This is a genomic window from Kitasatospora sp. NPDC004289, assembly GCF_053602875.1.
Genome location: NZ_JBSGEL010000008.1, coordinates 105,809 through 125,001 on the forward strand (window position 1 = coordinate 105,809; position 19,193 = coordinate 125,001).

Below are 19,193 nucleotides of genomic sequence, written 5' to 3' on the forward strand. Positions count from 1 at the left end.
TCCATAACCTGACGGCATGGACATCGACACCCGGCTGCTCCGCTCCTTCGCGGCGGTCCACGAGGAGCGTCAGCTCACGGCCGCCGCCGCCCGGCTGCTGGTGTCCCAGCCCGCCCTCACCAAGCAGGTGCGCCAGCTGGAGGCCCTGCTCGGCGTCCAGCTCTTCGAGCGCACCCGGACCGGCGTGACGCCCACTCAGGCCGCCGAGGAGCTCGCCCGCCGGGTCCCCGCCCTGCTGGCCGGCTGGGACGGCGCCGTCCGCGCCGTCCGCCAGGCGGCCACCGAGGCCGAGGGAGTGCTCCGGGTCGGCTTCGAGGGGGCCACCGTCAACCTGATGAGCCTGGCCACCATGGCCGACTTCGAACGGCGGATGCCCGGCTGGCAGGCCCGGATGCGACAGAACAACTGGTTCGACGTCACCTCCGGCCTGGCGAGCGGCGAGATCGACCTCGCCCTCTGGCACGCCCCCGCCGACCTCTCCCCCGAGTTCGCCGGCGAACGCCTCGCCACCTCCCCCCGGCTCGCGGTCCTCCCCGTCTCCCACCCCCTGGCCGACCGCGCGACCATCGACGCCACCGAGCTCTTCGACGACCCCTTCGTCGCCATCCCCGCCGAGGCCGGCTTCTGGCGCGACTACTGGCTCGGCTGCCCCGAACGCGGCGGCCGCCCGGCCCGGATCGGCGCCGTCGTCCACAACGCCGACGAATGGCTCGCCGCCGTCGCCTGCGGCCAGGGCATCGGCTTCGCCCCCTCGGCCATGCGCCGCCTCGCCTCACGCCCCGACGTGGTCTACCGCGAGGTCACCGGCCTCTCCCCCAGCCACGTCGGCCTCTACTGGCTCCGCGACCGCCCGCTCACTGCGGCGATGGCCGCCTTCATCGAGAGCTGCCGCAGCACCTTCGAGCTGTAGGTACCGGCTTTCGGGCGCCACGAAGGCGCGTGAAGTGTACAGTTCTGTCATGAGCGATACGCTGCCGATCACCGAAGCGCGGGCCAAGTTCGGCTCGCTGGTACGCCGGGCCTCGCACGGCCGTGAGCGGATCGTCATCACCGACCACGGCCAGCCCGCCGCCGTCCTCATCAACCCCCAGGAACTCGCCGACCTCGAGGACGCCCTCGCACTGGCCCAGTACCGCGCCCGCCAGGCCGCCGGCACCGTCGTGACCGTCGCCCACGACGACGTCCGCACCCAGCTCGGCCTGGACCGCGGGTGACCCACCGCATCACCTGGGACGAGCACGCGATCAACGCCGCAGCTCGCTTCCTCAAGGACGACCCGGACGAGCTGCGCCAGGTCATGGACGCCGTCGACCTCCTGGCCGACGATCCCCGGCCGACCGGCTCCGCCGCATACGGCTCGCCCGACCTGCGCCGCATGCACGTCGGCCGTTACCGGGTCATGTACGAGATCGCCGACAGCACCGTGACGATCGTGATCGTCAACCTCGGCCGCGTGGCCTGACCTCTGCACCGCGGCCTGCTCACAGGGTGACAGCGGCGGTGATCCGGTCGACGTCGCCGCGCTCCGCCGGCGGGAGCGGGCCGCCGTTCGCCCGGCGGAGGGCGTCCGCCTCGGCCAGCAGGCGGGCGGCCTCGGCCGGGTCGGCGGCGAGGACGGCGGCTCCGGCCAGGCCCTCCAGGGAGAGTGCCACGGCTCGCTGATCGCCCAACTCCCTCGCGTACGACAGGCTTTTGCGGTGCCAGTCCGCTGCCTCGGCCGCCTGGCCGCGGAGTTCGGCGATGAAGCCGAGCTCGACGTGGAGGAGGTGCTTCCCGGCGAGGGACGACGGGTAGTCGTCGAGCATCGTGCGCAGGTGGCGCTCGGCCTCGTCGAGCTCGCCCGCTCGCCGAGCCCCCAGGGCCAGTCCCATCAGGGCGAACACCTCGCCGTACAGGTAGCCCTGGGCGACGGCTGCCTGGCGGGCGCGTTCGTGCAGCTCGCGGGCCCTGTCCCAGTCGCCGGCCAGCAGGGCCAGCCGGCCCAGGCCGCCGAGCCGGGCGGAGACCTCGGCGGCCAGGCCGAGCCCCTCGGCGAGGGCCAGGCCCTCGGTCTGGAGCGTGGCCGCGGCGGTGTGGTCCCCGGCGATCTCGGCCAGTGCGGCGAGCACCGGAACGGTCTGCAACTCGCCCCAGGCGTCGCCCAGCTGACGGAAGGCCAGGGAGGCCGCCCGGCCCTCCCGCCCGGCTGCCTCCAGGTCGCCTGCCACCAGGGCGGTGACGGCCAGCAGGGCCCGGACGGCGGCCGTGCCCCAGGCGTCGTCCGCCGCCTCGCAGAGCTCCAGGGCCCGGACGGCGACCTCCCGTGCGGCCACCGGGTCGCCGGCGTGGTGCAGTCCGTAGCCGTGCAGCCAGAGCGCCCGCCCGCGCCGGCCAGGGTCGGGCATCTCCGCGACCGGGCCCTCCCCGCCAGCTGCCTGGTGCCCCGTCAGCATCGCGAACGCGCCGTACTGGAGCCGGAGTTCACCCTCGCCCGGGGTCCCGGGCGGCAGCCGGTCGAGGACGGTGGCGAGGGTGGTGCGGGCCTCGTGCAGGCGGCCGCGCAGCAGCCACCACGGGGCGAGCGCGGCGGCCTGCCGGGCGGCGCCGGACGGGTCCGCACGGTGGAGTGCGGCGTGCAGGTTGGCGGCGTCGGCGTCCAGCCGGGCCAGCCACTCGCGCTGGTGCGGGCCGCGCAGTGCGGGTTCGGCCCGGACCGCCAGGTCGGCGTAGTGGCGGGCGTGGCGGTCGGCCGCCGACCCCGACTCGCCCGCCTCGTGGAGGCGTTCGCGCGCGTAGGCGGCCACCGATTCGAGCAGGTGGTAGCGCGGGCCGTCGGCTCCGTGCACCGCGTCGACCAGCGAGCGGTCCACCAGCCGGCCGACCAGGTCGAGGACCTCCCACGCGGGTGTGCCGTCCGCCGCGCAGACCGCCTCGGCGGCCGCCAAGGTGCACCCCGCCACGGGGACGGAGAGCCGTCTCAGCACGGCGCGTTCGGGCTCGGTGAGCAGGTCCCAGCTCCAGTCGATCACCGCGCGCAGGGTCTGCTGCCGGGCCGGCAGCCCGCGCTGCCCGGAGGCCAGCAGCCGGAACCGGTCGCCCAGCCGGTCCGCCAACTCCCGTACGCCCATGGACCGGACCCGGGTCGCGGCCAGCTCCAGGGCGAGCGGCAGGCCGTCCAGGCGGCCGCAGATCAGCTCCACGGCCTCCCTGGTCCGGGCGTCCTGCGGGCTCGCTCCGAAGCCCGGGGCGGCAGCGGTGGCGCGCTCCGTGAACAGCCGTGCGGCGTCGGCGGGTTCGAGCGGGGTGACGGGGTGGAGGGTCTCCTCGGGGAGGCGCAGCGACTCCCGGCTGGTGGCCAGCACCCGCAGGCCGGGCGCCACCGCCAACAGCTCGGCGACCAGCGCGGCGGCCGCGTCGATCACGTGCTCGCAGTTGTCCAGGACCAGCAGCGTCCGCCGCCCCCGCAGCGCGGCGGCCAGCGAGGCGGCGGCCGAGTCGGGCGCCAGCGGCATCGCGGCCTGCTGGACACCCAGGGCAGCGGCCACCGACTGGGCCAGGTCGGCCGTGCCGACGGGCAGCGGACCGAGCTCCACCAGCCGGACGTCCTCCTGCGGATCCTCCGACAGCCGGTGGGCGAGGGCCAGCGCGAGCCGGGTCTTGCCCACCCCGCCGGGGCCGGTGAGCGTCACCAGCCGCTCGGTTCGCAGCAGGTGGACGAGCCGGTCCAGCGCCGGGCCACGCCCGACCAGCCCCGTCCGCGGCACCGGCAACACCGCCGCACCGCCGCACCGCCGCCCGCGACCACGACCACGGCCGCCCCACCGCGGAGCTCCGCCGGTGCAGGCAGTAGCGCCGGGTCCTGCCGCAGGATCGCCGCGTGCAGCGCCGTCAGTTCCGGCCCCGGATCGATCCCCAACTCCTCGGCCAGCAGCGCCCGCAGCTCCCCGTACGCGGCCAGCGCCTCCCCCTGCCGCCCCGCCCGGTACAGCGCCCGCAGCTGCACCGCGCGCAGCCGTTCCCGCAGCGGGTGACGGTCCACCAGTTCGGCGAGCCCGCCCACCAGCAGCGGATCGCCCGCCGCCAGCCGGGCCTCGGCCCGCTCCTCCTCCACCGACAGCCGCTCCTCCGCGAGCCGCTGCACCGCCGCCCGGGCGAACTCCTCGTCGCCGAAGTCGGCGTACGGCTCGCCGCGCCACAGCTCCAGTGCCGTACCCAGGGCCGTCGCCCGCTCCCCGGGGTCCACCATCAGCCGCGCCCCGGCCGTCCGGGTGCGGAAGGCGCCCGCATCGAGCTCGCCCTCCGCCAACTCCAGCCGGTACCCGGCCGGTTGGTGGGTGACCCGGTCGCGCCCGATCGCCCGGCGCAGCTGGGAGACCTTGGCCTGGAGGGCGTTGGCGGGGTTGCCCGGCAGGGCGTCGCCCCAGAGGGCGTCCACCAGCCGGTCGGTCGGCACGGCCCGTCCCTCGTGGACCAACAGCACCGCCAGCAGCGTCCGCACCTTGGCCTCGGGGACCGGCACCACCGCACCGTCCGCGTCCCACACCGCCAGCGGACCGAGCACCCCGTACCTCATGCGGCCCACCCTACACAGCCAAGATCATCAGCCCGCCGTCAGCGGACCGTCAGTGCTCCCGAAGCGAGTTGAGCGATCGTCAGGCCAACGGAACGAAAGACCTCCCGAGGAGCCAGCCATGACCAGCACCGACCTCTTCCAGCCCGCCCGTCTCGGCGCGCTCCGCCTCGCCAACCGCCTGGTGATGGCCCCGATGACCCGCAACCGGGCCGACTCGAAGGGCATCCCGACCGAGCTGATGGCCACCTACTACGCCCAGCGCGCCACCGCCGGCCTGATCATCGCCGAGGCCGCCACCCCCAACCCGGTCGGCGCCACCTACCCCGACATCCCGGCCATCCACGACGAGACCCACGTCGCCGGCTGGCGGCGCGTCACCGAGGCCGTCCGGGCCGAGGGCGGCCAGATGTACCTGCAGCTCCAGCACGGCGGCCGGGTCGGCCACCCGGAGACCACCGGGCTGCACCCGCTCGCGCCCTCCCCCGTCCCGCTGCCCGGCACGATCTTCACCCCCTCCGGGCACCAGGAGACCGTGGTGCCGCGGGAGATGACGGAGCAGGACGTCCGCGACACCGTCGCCGACTTCGCCGCCGCCGCGCGCCGCGCCGTGGAGGCGGGCTTCGCCGGGGTCGAGGTGCACTCCGCCAACGGCTACCTGCTGCACCAGTTTCTCTCCTCGCACACCAACCGCCGCACCGACGGCTACGGCGGCTCCGTCGCGAACCGGATCCGCTTCACCGTCGAGGTGGTGCGCGCGGTCGCCGAGGCCATCGGCCCGGAGCGGGTCGGCGTCCGGATCGCCCCCGGCGTGACCGCCAACGGCATGGCGGAGGACGACGTCGAGGAGGTCTACCCGGCCCTGGTCGAGGCGCTGGCCGGGCTCGGCGGCCTCTCCTACCTGCACGTGGTCTTCGCCGATCCGGAGCAGCCGCTCTTCCACGCCCTGCGCCGCGCCTGGCCGGGCACCCTGATCGCCAACCCGGTGCTCCCCTGGCCCGGCCCGCTCCCGGTGGACGGCGGCCGCGCCGCCGGCGAGCGGCTGCTCGCCGCGGGCGCCGACCTGATCGCGCTCGGCCGCGCCTTCCTCGCCAACCCCGACCTGGTCGCCCGGCTGCGCACCGGCGCACCGCTGAACCCGATCCGGGACGCCCACCTGATGTACGTCGGCGGGGCGACGGGCTACACCGACTACCCCGCGCTGGAGCCGGCCGGGACCGGGGCGGGACGCTGAACCCTCACGGCCGGGACGGCGGGACGGCCAGGGTGGGTGCATCCGACCCTGACGGAGGATCACCATGGCCACCGCCCCGCCCACCCGGAACGACCACGGCCAGGACGTGGACCCGCACGACCTGGACCTGGTCGCCTTCCGCTCCGACCCCACCCGGCGGGCCCGGGATTCCCTGTTGGCCGTCAACGCCGGGATGCGCAGCGCCTACGCGGCCCTGAAGGCCGACCTCACCCCGCACCTCAGCCCGGTGATCGTGGTGGAGAACGACTCCCGGGGCGGCCGCTACACCCTGATCCACCGGGGCGAGCGGGAGAGCCTGCACCCGCTGGCCGAGGAGTTCGAACTCGCCAAGTCCATCGCCCACGTCCCGCTCGGCGTCTTCTCGATCCTCGCCCCGTACCTGAGCGGACCGACCGGGGCGGCCGGCTGGGCCGGGCCGCTGCGGGAGTTCGCCGGGACGCTCGGCACGGCCCGCCGCCTCCTCGAAGCGGCGGGGCTGCCGCAGGAGTTGGAGGCCTCCTCGCGGCGGATCCTGGACGCGGCGGTGGAGTTCGCGGAGACCTCCACGGCCCGGGACGGCTTCACCGTCGAGTCCTTCACCGAGTTCACCGGCTCCGTGTACGCCGACATCCGCACCAACATGGCGCACGCCGCCCGGGCCCAGATCGCCGGGGTCGGCCGGCTGATGCGGCGCTGGCGGCAGCGGGTCGGCGAGCGGGAGTGGCCGGACCTCTACGTGGTGGTGCTCTCGATCTGGACCACCGCCGTGCTCAACCAGAACAGCATCGTCATCCGGCGCTTCCTCGACCCGGCCCGGGCCGACGACCACCTGCTCGACATCACCACCGCCCAGCTCCCAGCCGACCCGGTGGCCACCGCGCTGGACAACCTGGCCCGGATCGTCCAGGACAACGTCGCCGCCGAACTGGTCTTCCCGGTCGACCAGGAGGTGGCCGACGCCCTCAAGGGCCAGGAGGACCTGCTCTCCGAGACCATCCTGGAGCAGCTCTCCTGCCCCTACCGGGGCCGGGCCGCGTGAGTCGGCGGGCGGCCGTCGGGCTGGTCCTGCTGGCCGCCGACCTGCGGGCCGCCTTCACCGCACTCCCCCCGCTGCTGCCCGCCCTCGGCCTCGGCGGGGCCGCCGCGAGCGCCCTCACCACCCTGCCCGTGCTCTGCCTGGCCCTGGTCGCCCCGTTCGCCGCGCCGCTCGCCCGCCGCTTCGGCAGCTCCGCGACGGTGGCGGCCGCCCTGGCGCTGCTGACGGCGGGTCAACTCCTCCGGGGCCTCCCCTCCGGCACCGCGCTGTTCGCCGGCACCGCCCTGGCGGGCGCGGGCATCGCCGTCGGGAACGTCCTGCTCCCCGCCGTGGTCAAGCAGCGGTTCCCCGGCCGGACCGGCCCCGCCACCGGCCTGGCCATGGCCGCGATGTCCGGCACCGCCGCCCTCGCCGCCGCGCTGGCCGTCCCCCTGGCCCGCGCCACCGGCCCGCACGCGGCCCTCGCCCTCTGGGCCGTCCCGTCCCTCGCGGCCGCCCTGCTCTGGGGGCGGGGGCACGAGGCGGACGGGCCGCCTCGGGGGCGCGAGGAACTGCGCGCTGCGGAAGAACATGACCCGCGTGCCGGGTACGGAGATCCACCTGCAGGTGAGCGCCCGTACCCGGCAGACAGGTCCGAGCCTTCCGCAGCGCGCAGTTCCTCGCGCCCCTGGGGCGCTGCCCTGCTGCGCGAGCCGCTCGCCCTCGCCGTGGCCGGCTTCCTCGGGCTGGTCTCGCTGATGTTCTACGTGCTGACCGCCTGGCTCCCCACCCTGCTGCGGGATCAGGGGCACGGCGCCGCCGAGGCCGGGGCGATGCTCTCGGTCTTCCTGCTGGTCGGCATCCCGTTGGGGTTCGCCGCTCCGTTGCTCGCCGCCCGGCTGCCGGACCAACGCCCGCTGGCCGCCGCCGTCTCCGCCGCCACCGCCCTCGGACTGGCCGGGCTGCTGCTGGCACCGCAGGCGGCCTGGCTCTGGGTGGTGCTGCTCGGGGTGGCCAACGGCATCGGGTTCCCGCTCGCCGTCACCCTGCTGGGCCTGCGCACCCCGGACCCGGCGACCGCCACCCGGCTCTCCGGGCTGGCCCAGACGGCGGGCTACGGGCTGGCTGCCCTCGGCCCGCTGACGGTGGGTCTGCTGCGCACCGCCACCGGCGGCTGGACGGCACCGCTGCTCCTGCTGCTGGCGCTCGTCCTGCCGGAAGCGGCCCTCGGTCTGGCCGCCTCCCGTCGAGGCCTGCTCACGCTCAGAGCGAGCCGAACGGCTCCGGGTAGCGGCAGTGCCCGCTCGGCGTGGAGCCGTTGGCCCCCGGCAGGCGGAGCGCCTGGAAGTACTCGGCGGGCACCTCGAAGGGCCCGGTCACCGCGTGCTCGGCGGCCGGTGTGAAGCCGAACTGCCCGTAGTAGGACGGATCCCCGAGCACCACGACCAGCTGCTCGCCCGCCGCCGCGGCGGCCTCCAGCACGGCCCGCACCAGCAGCTGCCCGACCCCCTGCCGCTGCCACTCGGGCGCGACCGCCACCGGGGCGAGCGCCAGTGCCTCACCGCCGCCGACCTCCAGCCGGGTCAGCAGGGCGTGGCCGACCACCAGGTCCCGCTCGTCCACCGCGACCACCGAGAGCTCCGGCAGCCAGGCGTGGTCGCGGCGCAGCGCGTCGACCAGGTCGGCCTCGTCCGGGCCGGGGAACGCGGCCATGTGCACCCGTCTGGTCGCGGGCGCGTCCTCGGGGAGCTCGACTCTGGTGCTGACGGTCATCGGTGTTCCTTCCACGCCATTGTGGACGACGGAGCGGCCCCGGCAGTTGCGACGAGTCGCATCCACCGGGGCCACGATGTTACTGAAGCCTCGTCAGGACTCCTTCGGGGCCTCCGACTTGGCGGCCGCGGCCGTCTCCGACTTCGGCTTGGCGTCGACACCGGCCTCCCGGCGCTGGGCCGGGGTGATCGGGGTCGGGGCGCCGGTCAGCGGGTCGCCGCCGGTCGAGGTCTTCGGGAACGCGATGACGTCACGGATGGTGTCGTACCCGCCGAGGAGGGTGACGATGCGGTCCAGGCCGAAGGCGACGCCACCGTGCGGCGGCGGGCCGTAGTTGAAGGCGTCCAGCAGGAAGCCGAACTGCGACTGGGCCTCCTCCTCGCTGAGGCCGATCGCGTCGAACGCCCGCTTCTGCACGTCCCGCTGGTGGATACGGATCGAACCGCCGCCCAGCTCCGAGCCGTTGAGCACCAGGTCGTAGGCGTTGGAGAGCGCCGAGCCCGGGTCGGTGTCGAAGGTGGCCAGCGACTCGGCGGTCGGGGCGGTGAAGGGGTGGTGCACCGCGTGCCAGCCCTGGAACTCGCCCTTGTCGTCCTCGATCGGCTCGAACATCGGGAAGTCGACCACCCAGAGGAAGGCCCACTGCGACTCGTCGATGAGCTCGCAGCGGCGGCCGATCTCCAGGCGGGCGGCGCCGAGCAGCTCCTGCGAGGCGGTCTTCTTGCCGGCCGCGAAGAACACCGCGTCGCCCGGCTTGGCGCCGGCCGCGGCGGCCAGGCCGGCCAGGTGCTCCTCGGAGAGGTTCTTGGCCACCGGGCCGCGCAGCTCGCCGGTCTCGGCGTCCACCAGCACGTAGGCCAGGCCGCGGGCGCCGCGCGCCTTGGCCCAGTCCTGCCAGGCGTCCAGCTGCTTGCGCGGCTGCGAGGCGCCGCCGGGCATCACCACGGCGCCGACGTACGGGGCCTGGAAGACCCGGAACTCGGTGCCCGCGAAGTACTCGGTGAGGTCGGTGAGCTCCTGGCCGAAGCGCACGTCCGGCTTGTCCGAGCCGTAGCGGTTCATCGCGTCGGCGTAGGTCATCCGGGGCAGCGGGCTGGGCAGCTCGTAGCCGTGGACCTCGGACCAGATCCGGGAGACGACCTTCTCGCCGAGGGCCAGGATGTCCTCCTGGTCGACGAACGAGGCCTCGATGTCCAGCTGGGTGAACTCCGGCTGCCGGTCGGCGCGGAAGTCCTCGTCGCGGAAGCAGCGGGCGATCTGGTAGTACCGCTCCATGCCGGCCACCATCAGCAGCTGCTTGAACAGCTGCGGCGACTGCGGCAGGGCGTACCAGTGGCCCGGCTGCAGGCGGACGGGCACCAGGAAGTCGCGGGCGCCCTCGGGGGTGGAGCGGGTGAGGTACGGGGTCTCGATGTCGAGGAAGTCGTTCTCCTCCATCACCGTGCGGATGATGTGGTTGACCTTCGAGCGCAGCCGCAGCGCGCGGGCCGGGCCCTCGCGGCGCAGGTCCAGGTAGCGGTACCGGAGGCGGACCTCCTCGTTGACCGTGCCCGGCTCGTACTCGGCGACCTGGAAGGGCAGCGCGGCGGCCTCGGAGAGGACCTCCAGCGCGCCCACCACGACCTCGATCTTGCCGGTCGGGATCTCCGGGTTCTCGTTGCCCTCGGGGCGGACCCGGACCTCGCCGACGACCTTGACGCAGTACTCGGAGCGCAGGTCGCCGATGGCCTCCAGGTCACGGGCGACGATCTGCACGGTGCCGGAGGCGTCCCGGAGGTCGATGAAGGCGACGCCGCCGTGGTCGCGGCGGCGGGCGACCCAGCCGGCCAGGGTGACGGTGGTGCCGGCGTGCTCCGCGCGGAGCGTGCCCGCGTCGTGCGTGCGGATCACAGCTGCTTCTCCTTCAGGGTGGTGACGAGTGCTTCGAGGGCGACGGGGCTCTGCTCGCCGGAGGTCATGTCCTTCAACTGGACGACGCCCTCGGCGAGATCGCGGTCCCCGGCGACCAGGGCGAAGCGGGCGCCGCTACGGTCGGCGGACTTCATGGCGTTCTTGATGCTCTTGACGCCGAAGGCGAGGTCGGTGGCGATGCCGGCCCGGCGCAGCTCGGTGACCTTGCCGAACAGCACGGCCTTGGCCTCCTCGCCGAGCGCCACGGCGTACACCTCGGTGGTGACCGGCAGGTCGAGGGTCACGCCCTCCGCCTCCAGCGCCAGGTAGGTTCGGTCCACGCCCAGGCCCCAGCCGACCGAGGGCAGGGCCGGGCCGCCGAGCATCTCCGACAGGCCGTCGTAACGCCCGCCGCCGCCGATCGCGGACTGCGCCCCGAGGCCGAAGTGCACGAACTCGAAGGTGGTGCGGGTGTAGTAGTCCAGGCCGCGGACCAGCTTGGGGTCCTGCTCGTACGCCACCCCGGCGGCGGTCAGCAGCGCGCGGACCTGCTCGTCGTAGGACGTGCAGTCCTCGCAGAGGTAGTCGCGGAGCATCGGCGCGTCGGTGAGCTGGGCCTGCACCGACTCGCGCTTGTCGTCGAGCACCCGGAGCGGGTTGATCTCGGCGCGGCGGCGGGTCTCCTCGTCCAGGTCGAGCCCGGAGAGGAAGTCGACCAGCGCGGCGCGGTAGACCGGACGGCACTGCCTGTCGCCCAGCGAGTTGACCAGCAGCTTGTAGTTCCGCAGGCCGAGCGCCTTGAAGGCGTCGTCCGCCAGGATCATCAACTCGGCGTCCAGCGCCGGGTCCTCGGCCCCGATCGCCTCGGCGCCGATCTGCGAGAACTGGCGGTAGCGGCCCTTCTGGGCCCGCTCGTAGCGGTAGAAGTTGCCCGAGTACCAGAGCTTCACCGGCAGGTTGCCCTGCTTGTGCAGGTTGGCCTGGAGGGCCGCGCGGACCACGGAGGCGGTGCCCTCGGGGCGCAGACCGAGCTCGTCGCCGCCCTTGGTGGTGAGGGTGTACATCTCCTTGGTGACGATGTCGGTGGACTCGCCGACGCCGCGGGAGAAGAGCTTGATGTCCTCGAAGACCGGGGTCTCGATGTAGCCGTACCCGGCCCGGCGCAGCGGGGCGCTCAGCTGGTCGCGGACGGCCAGGAACTCGGCGGAGTTGGTGCCCGGCAGCAGGTCGTAGGTGCCCTTGGGGGCGGTGAAGGTGCTCAACTTCTCTTCCGTCACATTCCTCGTCGCGGGAAGGCCGGAGCGCCGTGCGCTCCCGCCGCCTGCCTGAGGTAGGGGTTGGTCGCGCGCTCGCGGCCGATGGTGGTCTGGCCGCCGTGGCCGGAGAGGACCACGGTGGAGTCGTCGAGGGGCAGGCACACCCGGGCCAGCGAGCGCAGGATCGCCTCGCCGTCTCCCCCCGGGAGGTCGGTACGCCCTACCGAGCCGGCGAACAGCAGGTCACCCGAGAAGAGCACCGGTGGGATGTCTTCGCTCGAGGGCGTCCGGAAGGTCACCGACCCCTTGGTATGGCCGGGGGCGTGATCCACCGTCAGCTGGAGGCCGGCCAGGTCCAGGACCGCGCCGTCGGTCAACTCCCGCACGTCGTCCGGCTCGCCGACCGTGATCGAGCCCATGATCTGCTGCCCGAGCGCACGGCCGAGGCCGCGTGCCGGGTCGGTCATCATGTAGCGGTCCTCGGGGTGGATCCAGGCGGGCACGTTCCGCGCGCCGCAGACCGGCACCACCGAGGCGATGTGGTCGATGTGTCCGTGGGTGAGCAGCACGGCGACGGGCTTCAGCCGGTGCTCCCGGATCAGGTCCTCGACGCCCTGGGCGGCCTCGTGCCCGGGGTCGACGATCACGCACTCCTCACCGGCTGCCGGTGCGACCAGGTAGCAATTGGTGCCCCAGGCTCCGGCGGGAAATCCGGCGACGAACAACGTGTTTCCTCTCCATCGGGTAACGGACCATTACGAGTCATCCCGCAGCCTACCGGCGCCACCGCACGGGTTCCTAACCGGTTGTCGACGCAATCGTGACCTGTCGGCCCGCACGGCTGATCTCGTACTTACACACGAGGTCCCTACACTTGGCCGCCGACGGGTGCGATGATCCGTCCCTAGATACCGACCAAGACGTCCATTCCTCAGGAGACACGCCCGGTGGTCACCAGCGAACAGCGGCGGCGGCAGCTCGCCCGCGAGAAGTACGAGCGCCAGGCGGAGCGCCGGGCCGAGGCCCAGAAGAAGGCCCGTCAGCGCAACGCGATCGTCGGCGGCTCGCTGGCCGTCGTGCTGATCGCCGCCGGCGGCGCCTGGGCCGGCGGCCTCTTCGACTCGGACCCGAAGAAGGAGCCCTCGGCGCAGGCCGCGCCGACCGCTCCCGCGCCCACCCCGGTGGACGTCAAGGGCTGCACCGCCCCGGCCGAGGGCAAGCCCAACGGCAAGCAGTGGAAGACCGAGCCGGCCATGTCGCTGGACACCAAGGCCGCCTACACCGCCGTGCTGAAGACCAGCTGCGGCGACGTGACGGTCTCCCTGGACGCCGCCAAGGCCCCCAAGACGGTCAACTCCTTCGCCTTCCTGGCGGGCGAGCAGTACTTCGACCACGTGAAGTGCCACCGCCTCACCACCGAGGGCATCTACGTGCTCCAGTGCGGTGACCCGACCGGCACCGGCTCCGGCGGCCCGGGCTACCAGTTCCCGGACGAGAACCTCACCGGCGCCACCTACCCGGCCGGCACCCTGGCGATGGCCAACGCGGGCCCGGGCACCAACGGCAGCCAGTTCTTCCTGGTCTACAAGGACACCCAACTGCCCCCGAACTACACGCCGTTCGGCAAGATCACCGGCGGTCTGGACGTGCTCACCAACATCGCCGCCGGCGGTGTGAAGGGCGGTGGGGGCGACGGCGCCCCCAATGCCAACGTGGTGCTCAACGCGGTGACCACCACCAAGTCCTGAGCCCCGACGGCGCCGCGCCCGGCCACCGGGCGCGGCGCCGTGACGATCCGCCCGGCCCGGATTACGGACAACGCCGGTGCTGGTCGCCTATCTTGCTTCTTGTATAGGGTGCCCTGACCGTCGGCCGTCACCCTCGGCACCGAACCCCGACGGCCCGGACGGCGGACTCCATCGGTCCGCCGCACATCAACTGTGGACGACGTACCGCCCCCGGAAGGGGTGCGGCGTCATGTGGAGGAGGCGCGCTGTGAGCAGCGACCCGTGGGGCCGTGTCGACGAGCAGGGGACCGTCTACGTCAGGACCGCCGATGGCGAGCGCGTCGTCGGCTCCTGGCAGGCGGGCTCCCCCGAGGAGGCCCTCGCCTACTTCGAGCGCAAGTACCAGGGCCTGTCGGCCGAGATCGGGCTGCTGGAGCACCGGGTCCGCAAGACCGACCTGGCCGCCAAGGACGCCCAGACCGCCCTCGACCACCTGCGCGAGCAGGTCACCGAGGCGCACGCGGTCGGCGACCTGGCCGCGCTCGCCCAGCGCCTGGAGACCCTGGCCGGTGAGGTCGAGACCCGCCAGACCGAGCGCAAGGCGGCCCGGGCCAAGGCCCAGGAGGAGACCCGCGCGGCCAAGGAGAAGCTGGTCGCCGAGGCCGAGCAGCTGGCCGAGTCCACCCAGTGGCGCGAGGCCGGGGACCGGCTGCGCGCGCTGGTGGACAGCTGGAAGGCGCTGCCCCGGCTGGACCGCAAGAGCGACGACGAGCTGTGGCACCGCTTCTCGCACGCCCGCTCGGTCTTCTCCAAGCACCGCAAGGCGCACTTCGCCACCCTGGACGCCGAGCGCGACCAGGCCAAGGCGGTCAAGGAGCGCCTGGTGGCCGAGGCCGAGGCGCTCTCCAGCTCGACCGAGTGGGGCGACACCGCCGCCGCCTACCGGGACCTGATGGCCCGTTGGAAGGCCGCCGGCCGCGCCCAGCGGGACGCGGAGGAGGAGCTGTGGGCACGCTTCCGGGGCGCCCAGGACGTGTTCTTCCAGGCGCGCTCCTCGGTCTTCAGCGAGCGTGACGCCGAGCAGGGCGAGAACCAGAAGCTCAAGGAGGCCCTGCTGGTCGAGGCCGAGGCGATCCTGCCGGTCACCGACCTCAAGACCGCCAAGGCCGCGCTGCGCGAGGTCTCCGAGCGCTGGGAGGCCATCGGCCACGTCCCGCGCGACGCCAAGCCCCGCCTGGACGCCCGGCTGAACACGGTCGAGCGGGCGGTCCGCGAGGCCGAGGACGCCGAGTGGCAGCGCTCCAACCCGGAGGCCAAGGCCCGTGCCACCGGCATGACCGCCCTGCTCCAGGCCGCCGTGGACAAGCTGCGGGCCGACCTGGACAAGGCCCGCGCCGCCGGGAACGCGTCCAAGGTCGCCAAGCTGGAGAACGAGCTGGCGGGCCGTCAGGCCCTGCTCGACCAGGCCCAGAAGAGCCTGGAGGAGTTCAGCGGCTGATCCTCCGCCGACCGCACGTCGGAAGGGCCCCACCGCCGAGGCGGTGGGGCCCTTCCGTCGTTCCGGTGCCTACCGGCGGGCCGAGGTGACCCGGTAGACGTCGTACACGCCCTCGACCCCGCGGACCGCCTTGAGCACGTGCCCGAGGTGCTTCGGGTCGCCCATCTCGAAGGTGAAGCGGCTCATCGCCACCCGGTCCCGGGAGGTCTGCACCGCCGCCGACAGGATGTTGACGTGCTGGTCGGAGAGCACCCGGGTGACGTCCGAGAGCAGACGGGAGCGGTCCAGCGCCTCCACCTGGATGGCCACCAGGAAGACCGAGGACTGGGTCGCGGCCCACTCGACCTCGATCATCCGCTCCGGCTGCTGGGAGAGCGCCTCGACGTTGACGCAGTCCGCCCGGTGCACCGAGACGCCGTTGCCCCGGGTGACGAAGCCGACGATCGGGTCGCCCGGCACCGGCGTGCAGCAGCGGGACAGCTTGACCCAGACGTCGTCCACGCCCTTGACGATGACCCCGGGGTCGCCCTTGGCCCGGCGCCGGGTGGCCCGGTTCTGATGGGCCGTCGGGGTGGCGGTCTCGGCCAGGTCGTCGGTCGCGCCCTCCTCGCCGCCGAGCGCCTGCACCAGCTTCTGGACGATGTTCTGCGCCGCGACGTGGCCCTCGCCGATCGCCGCGTAGAACGAGGAGATGTCCGGGTAGCGCATCTCGTGCGCCAGGGTGACCAGCGAGTCGCCGGTCAGGATCCGCTGGATCGGCAGGCCCTGCTTGCGCATCGCCCGGACGATCGCCTCCTTGCCCTGCTCGATCGCCTCCTCACGGCGCTCCTTGGAGAACCAGGCCTTGATCTTGTTCCGGGCCCGCGGCGACTTGACGAAGCCCAGCCAGTCCCGGGACGGGCCCGCGTTCTCCGCCTTGGAGGTGAAGACCTCCACGGTGTCGCCGTTCTCCAGCGTCGACTCCAGCGGCACCAGCCGGCCGTTGACCCGTGCTCCTATGCAGCGGTAGCCGACCTCGGTGTGCACCGCGAAGGCGAAGTCCACCGGGGTGGCCCCGGCGGGCAGCGCTATCACGTCACCCTTGGGGGTGAAGACGAAGGTCTCGTTGTTGGAGAGGTCGAAGCGCAGCGACTCCAGGAACTCGCTCGGGTCCTCGGTCTCCTTCTGCCAGTCCAGCAGCTGCCGCAGCCAGGCCATCTCGTTGACGGCCCCGGCCTTGTCGTCCTTGCGGACCTGGGTCGGCGTGTCGGTGCGCACCTTGGAGGCGCCGGCCACCGCGCGCTGCTTGTACTTCCAGTGCGCGGCGATGCCGTACTCCGCGCGGCGGTGCATGTCGAAGGTGCGGATCTGCAGCTCGACCGGCTTGCCGCCCGGACCGATCACCGTGGTGTGCAGCGACTGGTACATGTTGAACTTCGGCATCGCGATGTAGTCCTTGAACCGGCCGGGGACCGGGTTCCACCGCGCGTGGATGGTGCCGAGCGCCGCGTAGCAGTCGCGGACGGTGTCCACCAGGACCCGGATGCCGACCAGGTCGTAGATCTCGGCGAAGTCGCGGCCGCGCACGATCATCTTCTGGTAGACCGAGTAGTAGTGCTTCGGACGGCCCGTCACCTGCGCGGTGATCCGGGCGCTCCGCAGGTCGCCCTGGACCTGGTCGATCACGGTGGCCAGGTACTCGTCCCGCTTCGGGGCGCGCTCGGCCACCAGCCGCACGATCTCGTCGTACATCTTGGGGTAGAGGATCGCGAAGGCGAGGTCCTCCAGCTCCCACTTGATGGTGTTCATGCCCAGCCGGTGCGCCAGCGGGGCGTAGATCTCCAGCGTCTCGCGGGCCTTCTTCTCCTGCTTCTCCCGCTTGAGGTACCGCATGGTCCGCATGTTGTGCAGCCGGTCGGCCAGCTTGATCACCAGGACCCGGGGGTCCTTGGCCATCGCGACCACCATCTTGCGGACGGTCTCGGCCTGCGCGGCCTCGCCGAACTTCACCCGGTCCAGCTTGGTGACGCCGTCCACCAGCAGGGCCACCGAGTCGCCGAAGTCCCGCCGCAGCGTCTCCAGGCCGTAGTCGGTGTCCTCGACGGTGTCGTGCAGCAGACCCGCCATCAGGGTGGGCGCGTCCATCCCGAGTTCGGCCAGGATGGTGGCCACGGCCAGCGGGTGGGTGATGTACGGGTCGCCGCTCTTGCGCTTCTGACCGCGGTGCCACTTCTCCGCCACCGCGTAGGCGCGCTCGATGTCGCGCAGCAGGGCCGGGTCGGCCTTCGGGTCCTGGGCCCGGATGGTCCGGAACAGCGGCTCCAGCACCGGGTTGAGCACGGTGGAGCGCTGACCGCCGAGGCGGGCGAGGCGGGCCCGCATGCCGCCGGTGGCCGAGGGCTTGGGCGTGGCGGGCGCCGGGGGCACAACCTCGTCGGGCAAGGACGACTCCTCGTGGTGCGGTTGGGGTTTCATGGTACCGAGTGGTTAAACCTTTGGGGGCGCGGGGAACTGCGCTGCCAACCATGCACCTCCGTAGAGGGCTGGTCGCGCAGTTCCTCGCACCCCCGGTATGACCAATTCTCAGACCGTGACGAGCGTCTCGAGCGGTGCTCCGTTCAGGTGCGGCGTCAGCCGCTCGCGGCCCGGCAGGAAGCTCAGCTCCATCAGGACCACCACGCCGGCCAGCTCGGCCCCGGCCTGCTGGACCAGGTCGAGCGAGGCCGCGATGGTCCCGCCGGTGGCCAGCACGTCGTCGACGACCAGCACCTTCTCGCCCGGCGCGAAGGCGTCGCACTGCACCTCCAGCGTCGCCGACCCGTACTCCAGGTCGTACGACTTGGAGAACACCTCGCCGGGCAGCTTGCCCTTCTTGCGGATCGGTACGAAGCCGAGCCCGGCCGCGTACGCCGCCGGGGCGGCGAGCACGAACCCCCGTGCCTCCAGACCGACCACCTTCGTCGCCCCGAGCTCCGCCGCCCGGGCGGCCAGCGCCCGGGTGAGGGCGCCGAACGCCTCGGCGTCGGCCAGCAGCGGCGCGATGTCCTTGAACAGCACGCCCGGCTTGGGGTAGTCGGGGACGTCCTTGATCCGGCTGTTGAGCAGCTCGGCCAGGGCGGGGTCGGGAGAGGTCACGGGGGTCCTTGTCGTCAGTGCTTGCCGGACGGACGTCCCCGGGTGCGGGACTTGCTGACCGGCTGGTTGCGCTGTCCGACCATACCCGCTGAGTCGTCGTCACCCTCGTTGGCCGACAGCTCCTCGCCGGCCTCCTCGACGGTGGGGTTCTCCGCGGCGGCCTTGGCGTCGGCCGCCCGGCGGGCGGCGACCTTCTTGGCCAGCGCGCGCATCTCGGGGGTGGCCTCCTTGAGCTGCGCGTACAGCGGGGTCGCGACGCAGATCGAGGAGTAGGCACCGGCCGCGAGGCCGATGAACAGGGCCAGCGAGATGTCGTTCAGGGTGCCGGCACCCAGGATGCCGCCGCCGATGAAGAGCAGCGCGGCGACCGGGAGGAGCGCCACCACGGTGGTGTTGATCGAGCGGACCAGGGTCTGGTTCAGACCGGCGTTGGCCGCCTCGCTGAAGGTGACCTTGTTCTGCCGGGTGATGCCCTTGGCGTTCTCCTTCACGGTGTCGAAGACGACGACCGTGTCGTAGAGCGAGTAGCCGAGGATGGTGAGGAAGCCGATCACGGTGCCCGGGGTGACCTCGAAGCCGACCAGGGCGTAGACGCCGATGGTGATCAGGAGGTCGTGGATCAGGGCGACCAGGGCGGCGATGGCCATCCGCCACTCGAAGGCGATGGCCAGGTACACGGTGACCAGCACCATGAAGATGACCAGGCCGAGCAGCGCCTTCTTGGAGATCTCCTCGCCCCAGCTGGGGCCGATCACCTGGGCGTTGATCTGGTTGGCCGGGACGTCCAGGTCCTTGGACAGCTCCGAGATGAAGGTGTCCGCCGGGAGCTGCTCCTCGGCCGAGATCTGGATCTTGACCGCGCCCTTGTCGGTGGACTGCACCAGGGCCTTGGTGTCGTGCAGGATCGAGTCGGCCGCGGACTGGGCCTGGGAGACCGTCAGACCCGGCTTGGTGACCGTGTAGACCGAGCCGCCCTCGAACTCGATGCCGAGCTTGAGGCCCATGGCCAGGCCGATGCCGGCCACCAGGACGATGACGGCGGAGATGCTGTACCAGAGCTTGCGCCGGCCGACGAAGTCGAAGCTGACCTCGCCCTGGTAGAGACGGTGACCGAGGTTGCTGAAGCGTGACATCGCG

The 19,193-nt window shown here is 72.9% G+C and carries 16 protein-coding genes and 1 pseudogene; 8 read left to right on the forward strand and 9 right to left on the reverse strand.

Annotation, left to right across the window (positions count from 1 at the left end):
- Positions 1–16 precede the first annotated feature (16 nt).
- From ACWEPF_RS07760 to ACWEPF_RS07770, 3 genes are read left to right on the forward strand one after another with little or no spacing between them, the layout of a single operon-like run.
- Positions 17–910: a LysR family transcriptional regulator gene (locus ACWEPF_RS07760; RefSeq protein ID WP_452171853.1), complete on the forward strand. Its 894-nt coding sequence runs from the start codon at positions 17–19 to the stop codon at positions 908–910.
- Between the two features lie 49 nt (positions 911–959).
- Entirely contained in the window at positions 960–1,214 is a 255-nt protein-coding gene (locus ACWEPF_RS07765; protein WP_452171854.1) for a type II toxin-antitoxin system Phd/YefM family antitoxin, read from the forward strand.
- Positions 1,211–1,462, forward strand: a complete 252-nt coding sequence (locus ACWEPF_RS07770) for a type II toxin-antitoxin system RelE family toxin (protein WP_452171855.1) — start codon at positions 1,211–1,213, stop codon at positions 1,460–1,462. The genes ACWEPF_RS07765 and ACWEPF_RS07770 overlap by 4 nt, the downstream gene beginning before the upstream one ends.
- A gap of 19 nt (positions 1,463–1,481) precedes the next feature.
- On the opposite strand, the gene ACWEPF_RS07775 is transcribed toward ACWEPF_RS07770, so the two are convergent.
- Positions 1,482–3,743: an ATP-binding protein gene (locus tag ACWEPF_RS07775; RefSeq protein ID WP_452171856.1), complete on the reverse strand. Its 2,262-nt coding sequence runs from the start codon at positions 3,741–3,743 to the stop codon at positions 1,482–1,484.
- Complete coding sequence (locus ACWEPF_RS07780; RefSeq protein WP_452171857.1) at positions 3,665–4,552, reverse strand: AfsR/SARP family transcriptional regulator; 888 nt, start codon at positions 4,550–4,552, stop codon at positions 3,665–3,667. Before ACWEPF_RS07780 ends, ACWEPF_RS07775 begins: the two co-directional genes overlap by 79 nt.
- 118 nt (positions 4,553–4,670) lie before the next feature.
- Between ACWEPF_RS07780 and ACWEPF_RS07785 the strand changes: the two genes are divergently transcribed.
- The 3 genes and pseudogenes from ACWEPF_RS07785 to ACWEPF_RS07795 all read left to right on the forward strand — a co-directional run.
- Positions 4,671–5,783, forward strand: a complete 1,113-nt coding sequence (locus ACWEPF_RS07785; protein WP_452171858.1) for an alkene reductase — start codon at positions 4,671–4,673, stop codon at positions 5,781–5,783.
- 64 nt (positions 5,784–5,847) lie between these two features.
- On the forward strand, positions 5,848–6,822 hold the full coding sequence (locus tag ACWEPF_RS07790; protein WP_452171859.1) for a hypothetical protein: 975 nt from the start codon (positions 5,848–5,850) through the stop codon (positions 6,820–6,822).
- A pseudogene (locus ACWEPF_RS07795) lies at positions 6,819–7,925 on the forward strand (MFS transporter); the annotation flags it as partial. The gene ACWEPF_RS07790 and the pseudogene ACWEPF_RS07795, both read left to right, overlap by 4 nt.
- Before the next feature lie 136 nt (positions 7,926–8,061).
- On the opposite strand, the gene ACWEPF_RS07800 reads toward ACWEPF_RS07795, so the two are convergent.
- The 4 genes from ACWEPF_RS07800 to ACWEPF_RS07815 all read right to left on the reverse strand — a co-directional run bounded on the left by ACWEPF_RS07800 (position 8,062) and on the right by ACWEPF_RS07815 (position 12,442).
- Entirely contained in the window at positions 8,062–8,571 is a 510-nt protein-coding gene (locus ACWEPF_RS07800) for a GNAT family N-acetyltransferase (RefSeq protein WP_452171860.1), read from the reverse strand.
- Between the two features lie 93 nt (positions 8,572–8,664).
- Complete coding sequence (gene aspS / locus ACWEPF_RS07805) at positions 8,665–10,461, reverse strand: aspartate--tRNA ligase (protein WP_345279010.1); 1,797 nt, start codon at positions 10,459–10,461, stop codon at positions 8,665–8,667.
- A complete protein-coding gene (gene hisS, locus ACWEPF_RS07810) occupies positions 10,458–11,723 on the reverse strand; it encodes a histidine--tRNA ligase (RefSeq protein ID WP_449794899.1) in 1,266 nt (421 codons plus the stop codon). Before hisS ends, aspS begins: the two co-directional genes overlap by 4 nt.
- A gap of 11 nt (positions 11,724–11,734) precedes the next feature.
- The gene (locus ACWEPF_RS07815) at positions 11,735–12,442 is read right to left on the reverse strand and encodes an MBL fold metallo-hydrolase (RefSeq protein ID WP_345279006.1); all 708 of its coding nucleotides are present in this window, start codon (positions 12,440–12,442) and stop codon (positions 11,735–11,737) included.
- A gap of 222 nt (positions 12,443–12,664) precedes the next feature.
- On the opposite strand from ACWEPF_RS07815, the gene ACWEPF_RS07820 reads away from it, so the two are divergent.
- On the forward strand, positions 12,665–13,465 hold the full coding sequence (locus ACWEPF_RS07820; RefSeq protein WP_452171861.1) for a peptidylprolyl isomerase: 801 nt from the start codon (positions 12,665–12,667) through the stop codon (positions 13,463–13,465).
- Between the two features lie 247 nt (positions 13,466–13,712).
- Positions 13,713–14,942, forward strand: coding sequence for a DUF349 domain-containing protein (locus ACWEPF_RS07825; RefSeq protein ID WP_452171862.1), 1,230 nt, complete (start codon positions 13,713–13,715; stop codon positions 14,940–14,942).
- Between the two features lie 69 nt (positions 14,943–15,011).
- Here ACWEPF_RS07825 and ACWEPF_RS07830 read toward each other — a convergent pair whose 3' ends face one another.
- The 3 genes from ACWEPF_RS07830 to secF form a co-directional block, all read right to left on the reverse strand.
- Positions 15,012–17,396 carry a RelA/SpoT family protein gene (locus tag ACWEPF_RS07830; RefSeq protein ID WP_380150339.1) on the reverse strand — a complete coding sequence of 795 codons (2,385 nt, stop codon included), beginning with the start codon at positions 17,394–17,396 and terminating at the stop codon, positions 15,012–15,014.
- A 108-nt stretch (positions 17,397–17,504) separates the two neighbouring features.
- Positions 17,505–18,056: an adenine phosphoribosyltransferase gene (locus ACWEPF_RS07835; protein ID WP_452171863.1), complete on the reverse strand. Its 552-nt coding sequence runs from the start codon at positions 18,054–18,056 to the stop codon at positions 17,505–17,507.
- Between the two features lie 14 nt (positions 18,057–18,070).
- Entirely contained in the window at positions 18,071–19,189 is a 1,119-nt protein-coding gene (gene secF / locus ACWEPF_RS07840) for a protein translocase subunit SecF (RefSeq protein ID WP_452171864.1), read from the reverse strand.
- Positions 19,190–19,193: the final 4 nt, after the last annotated feature.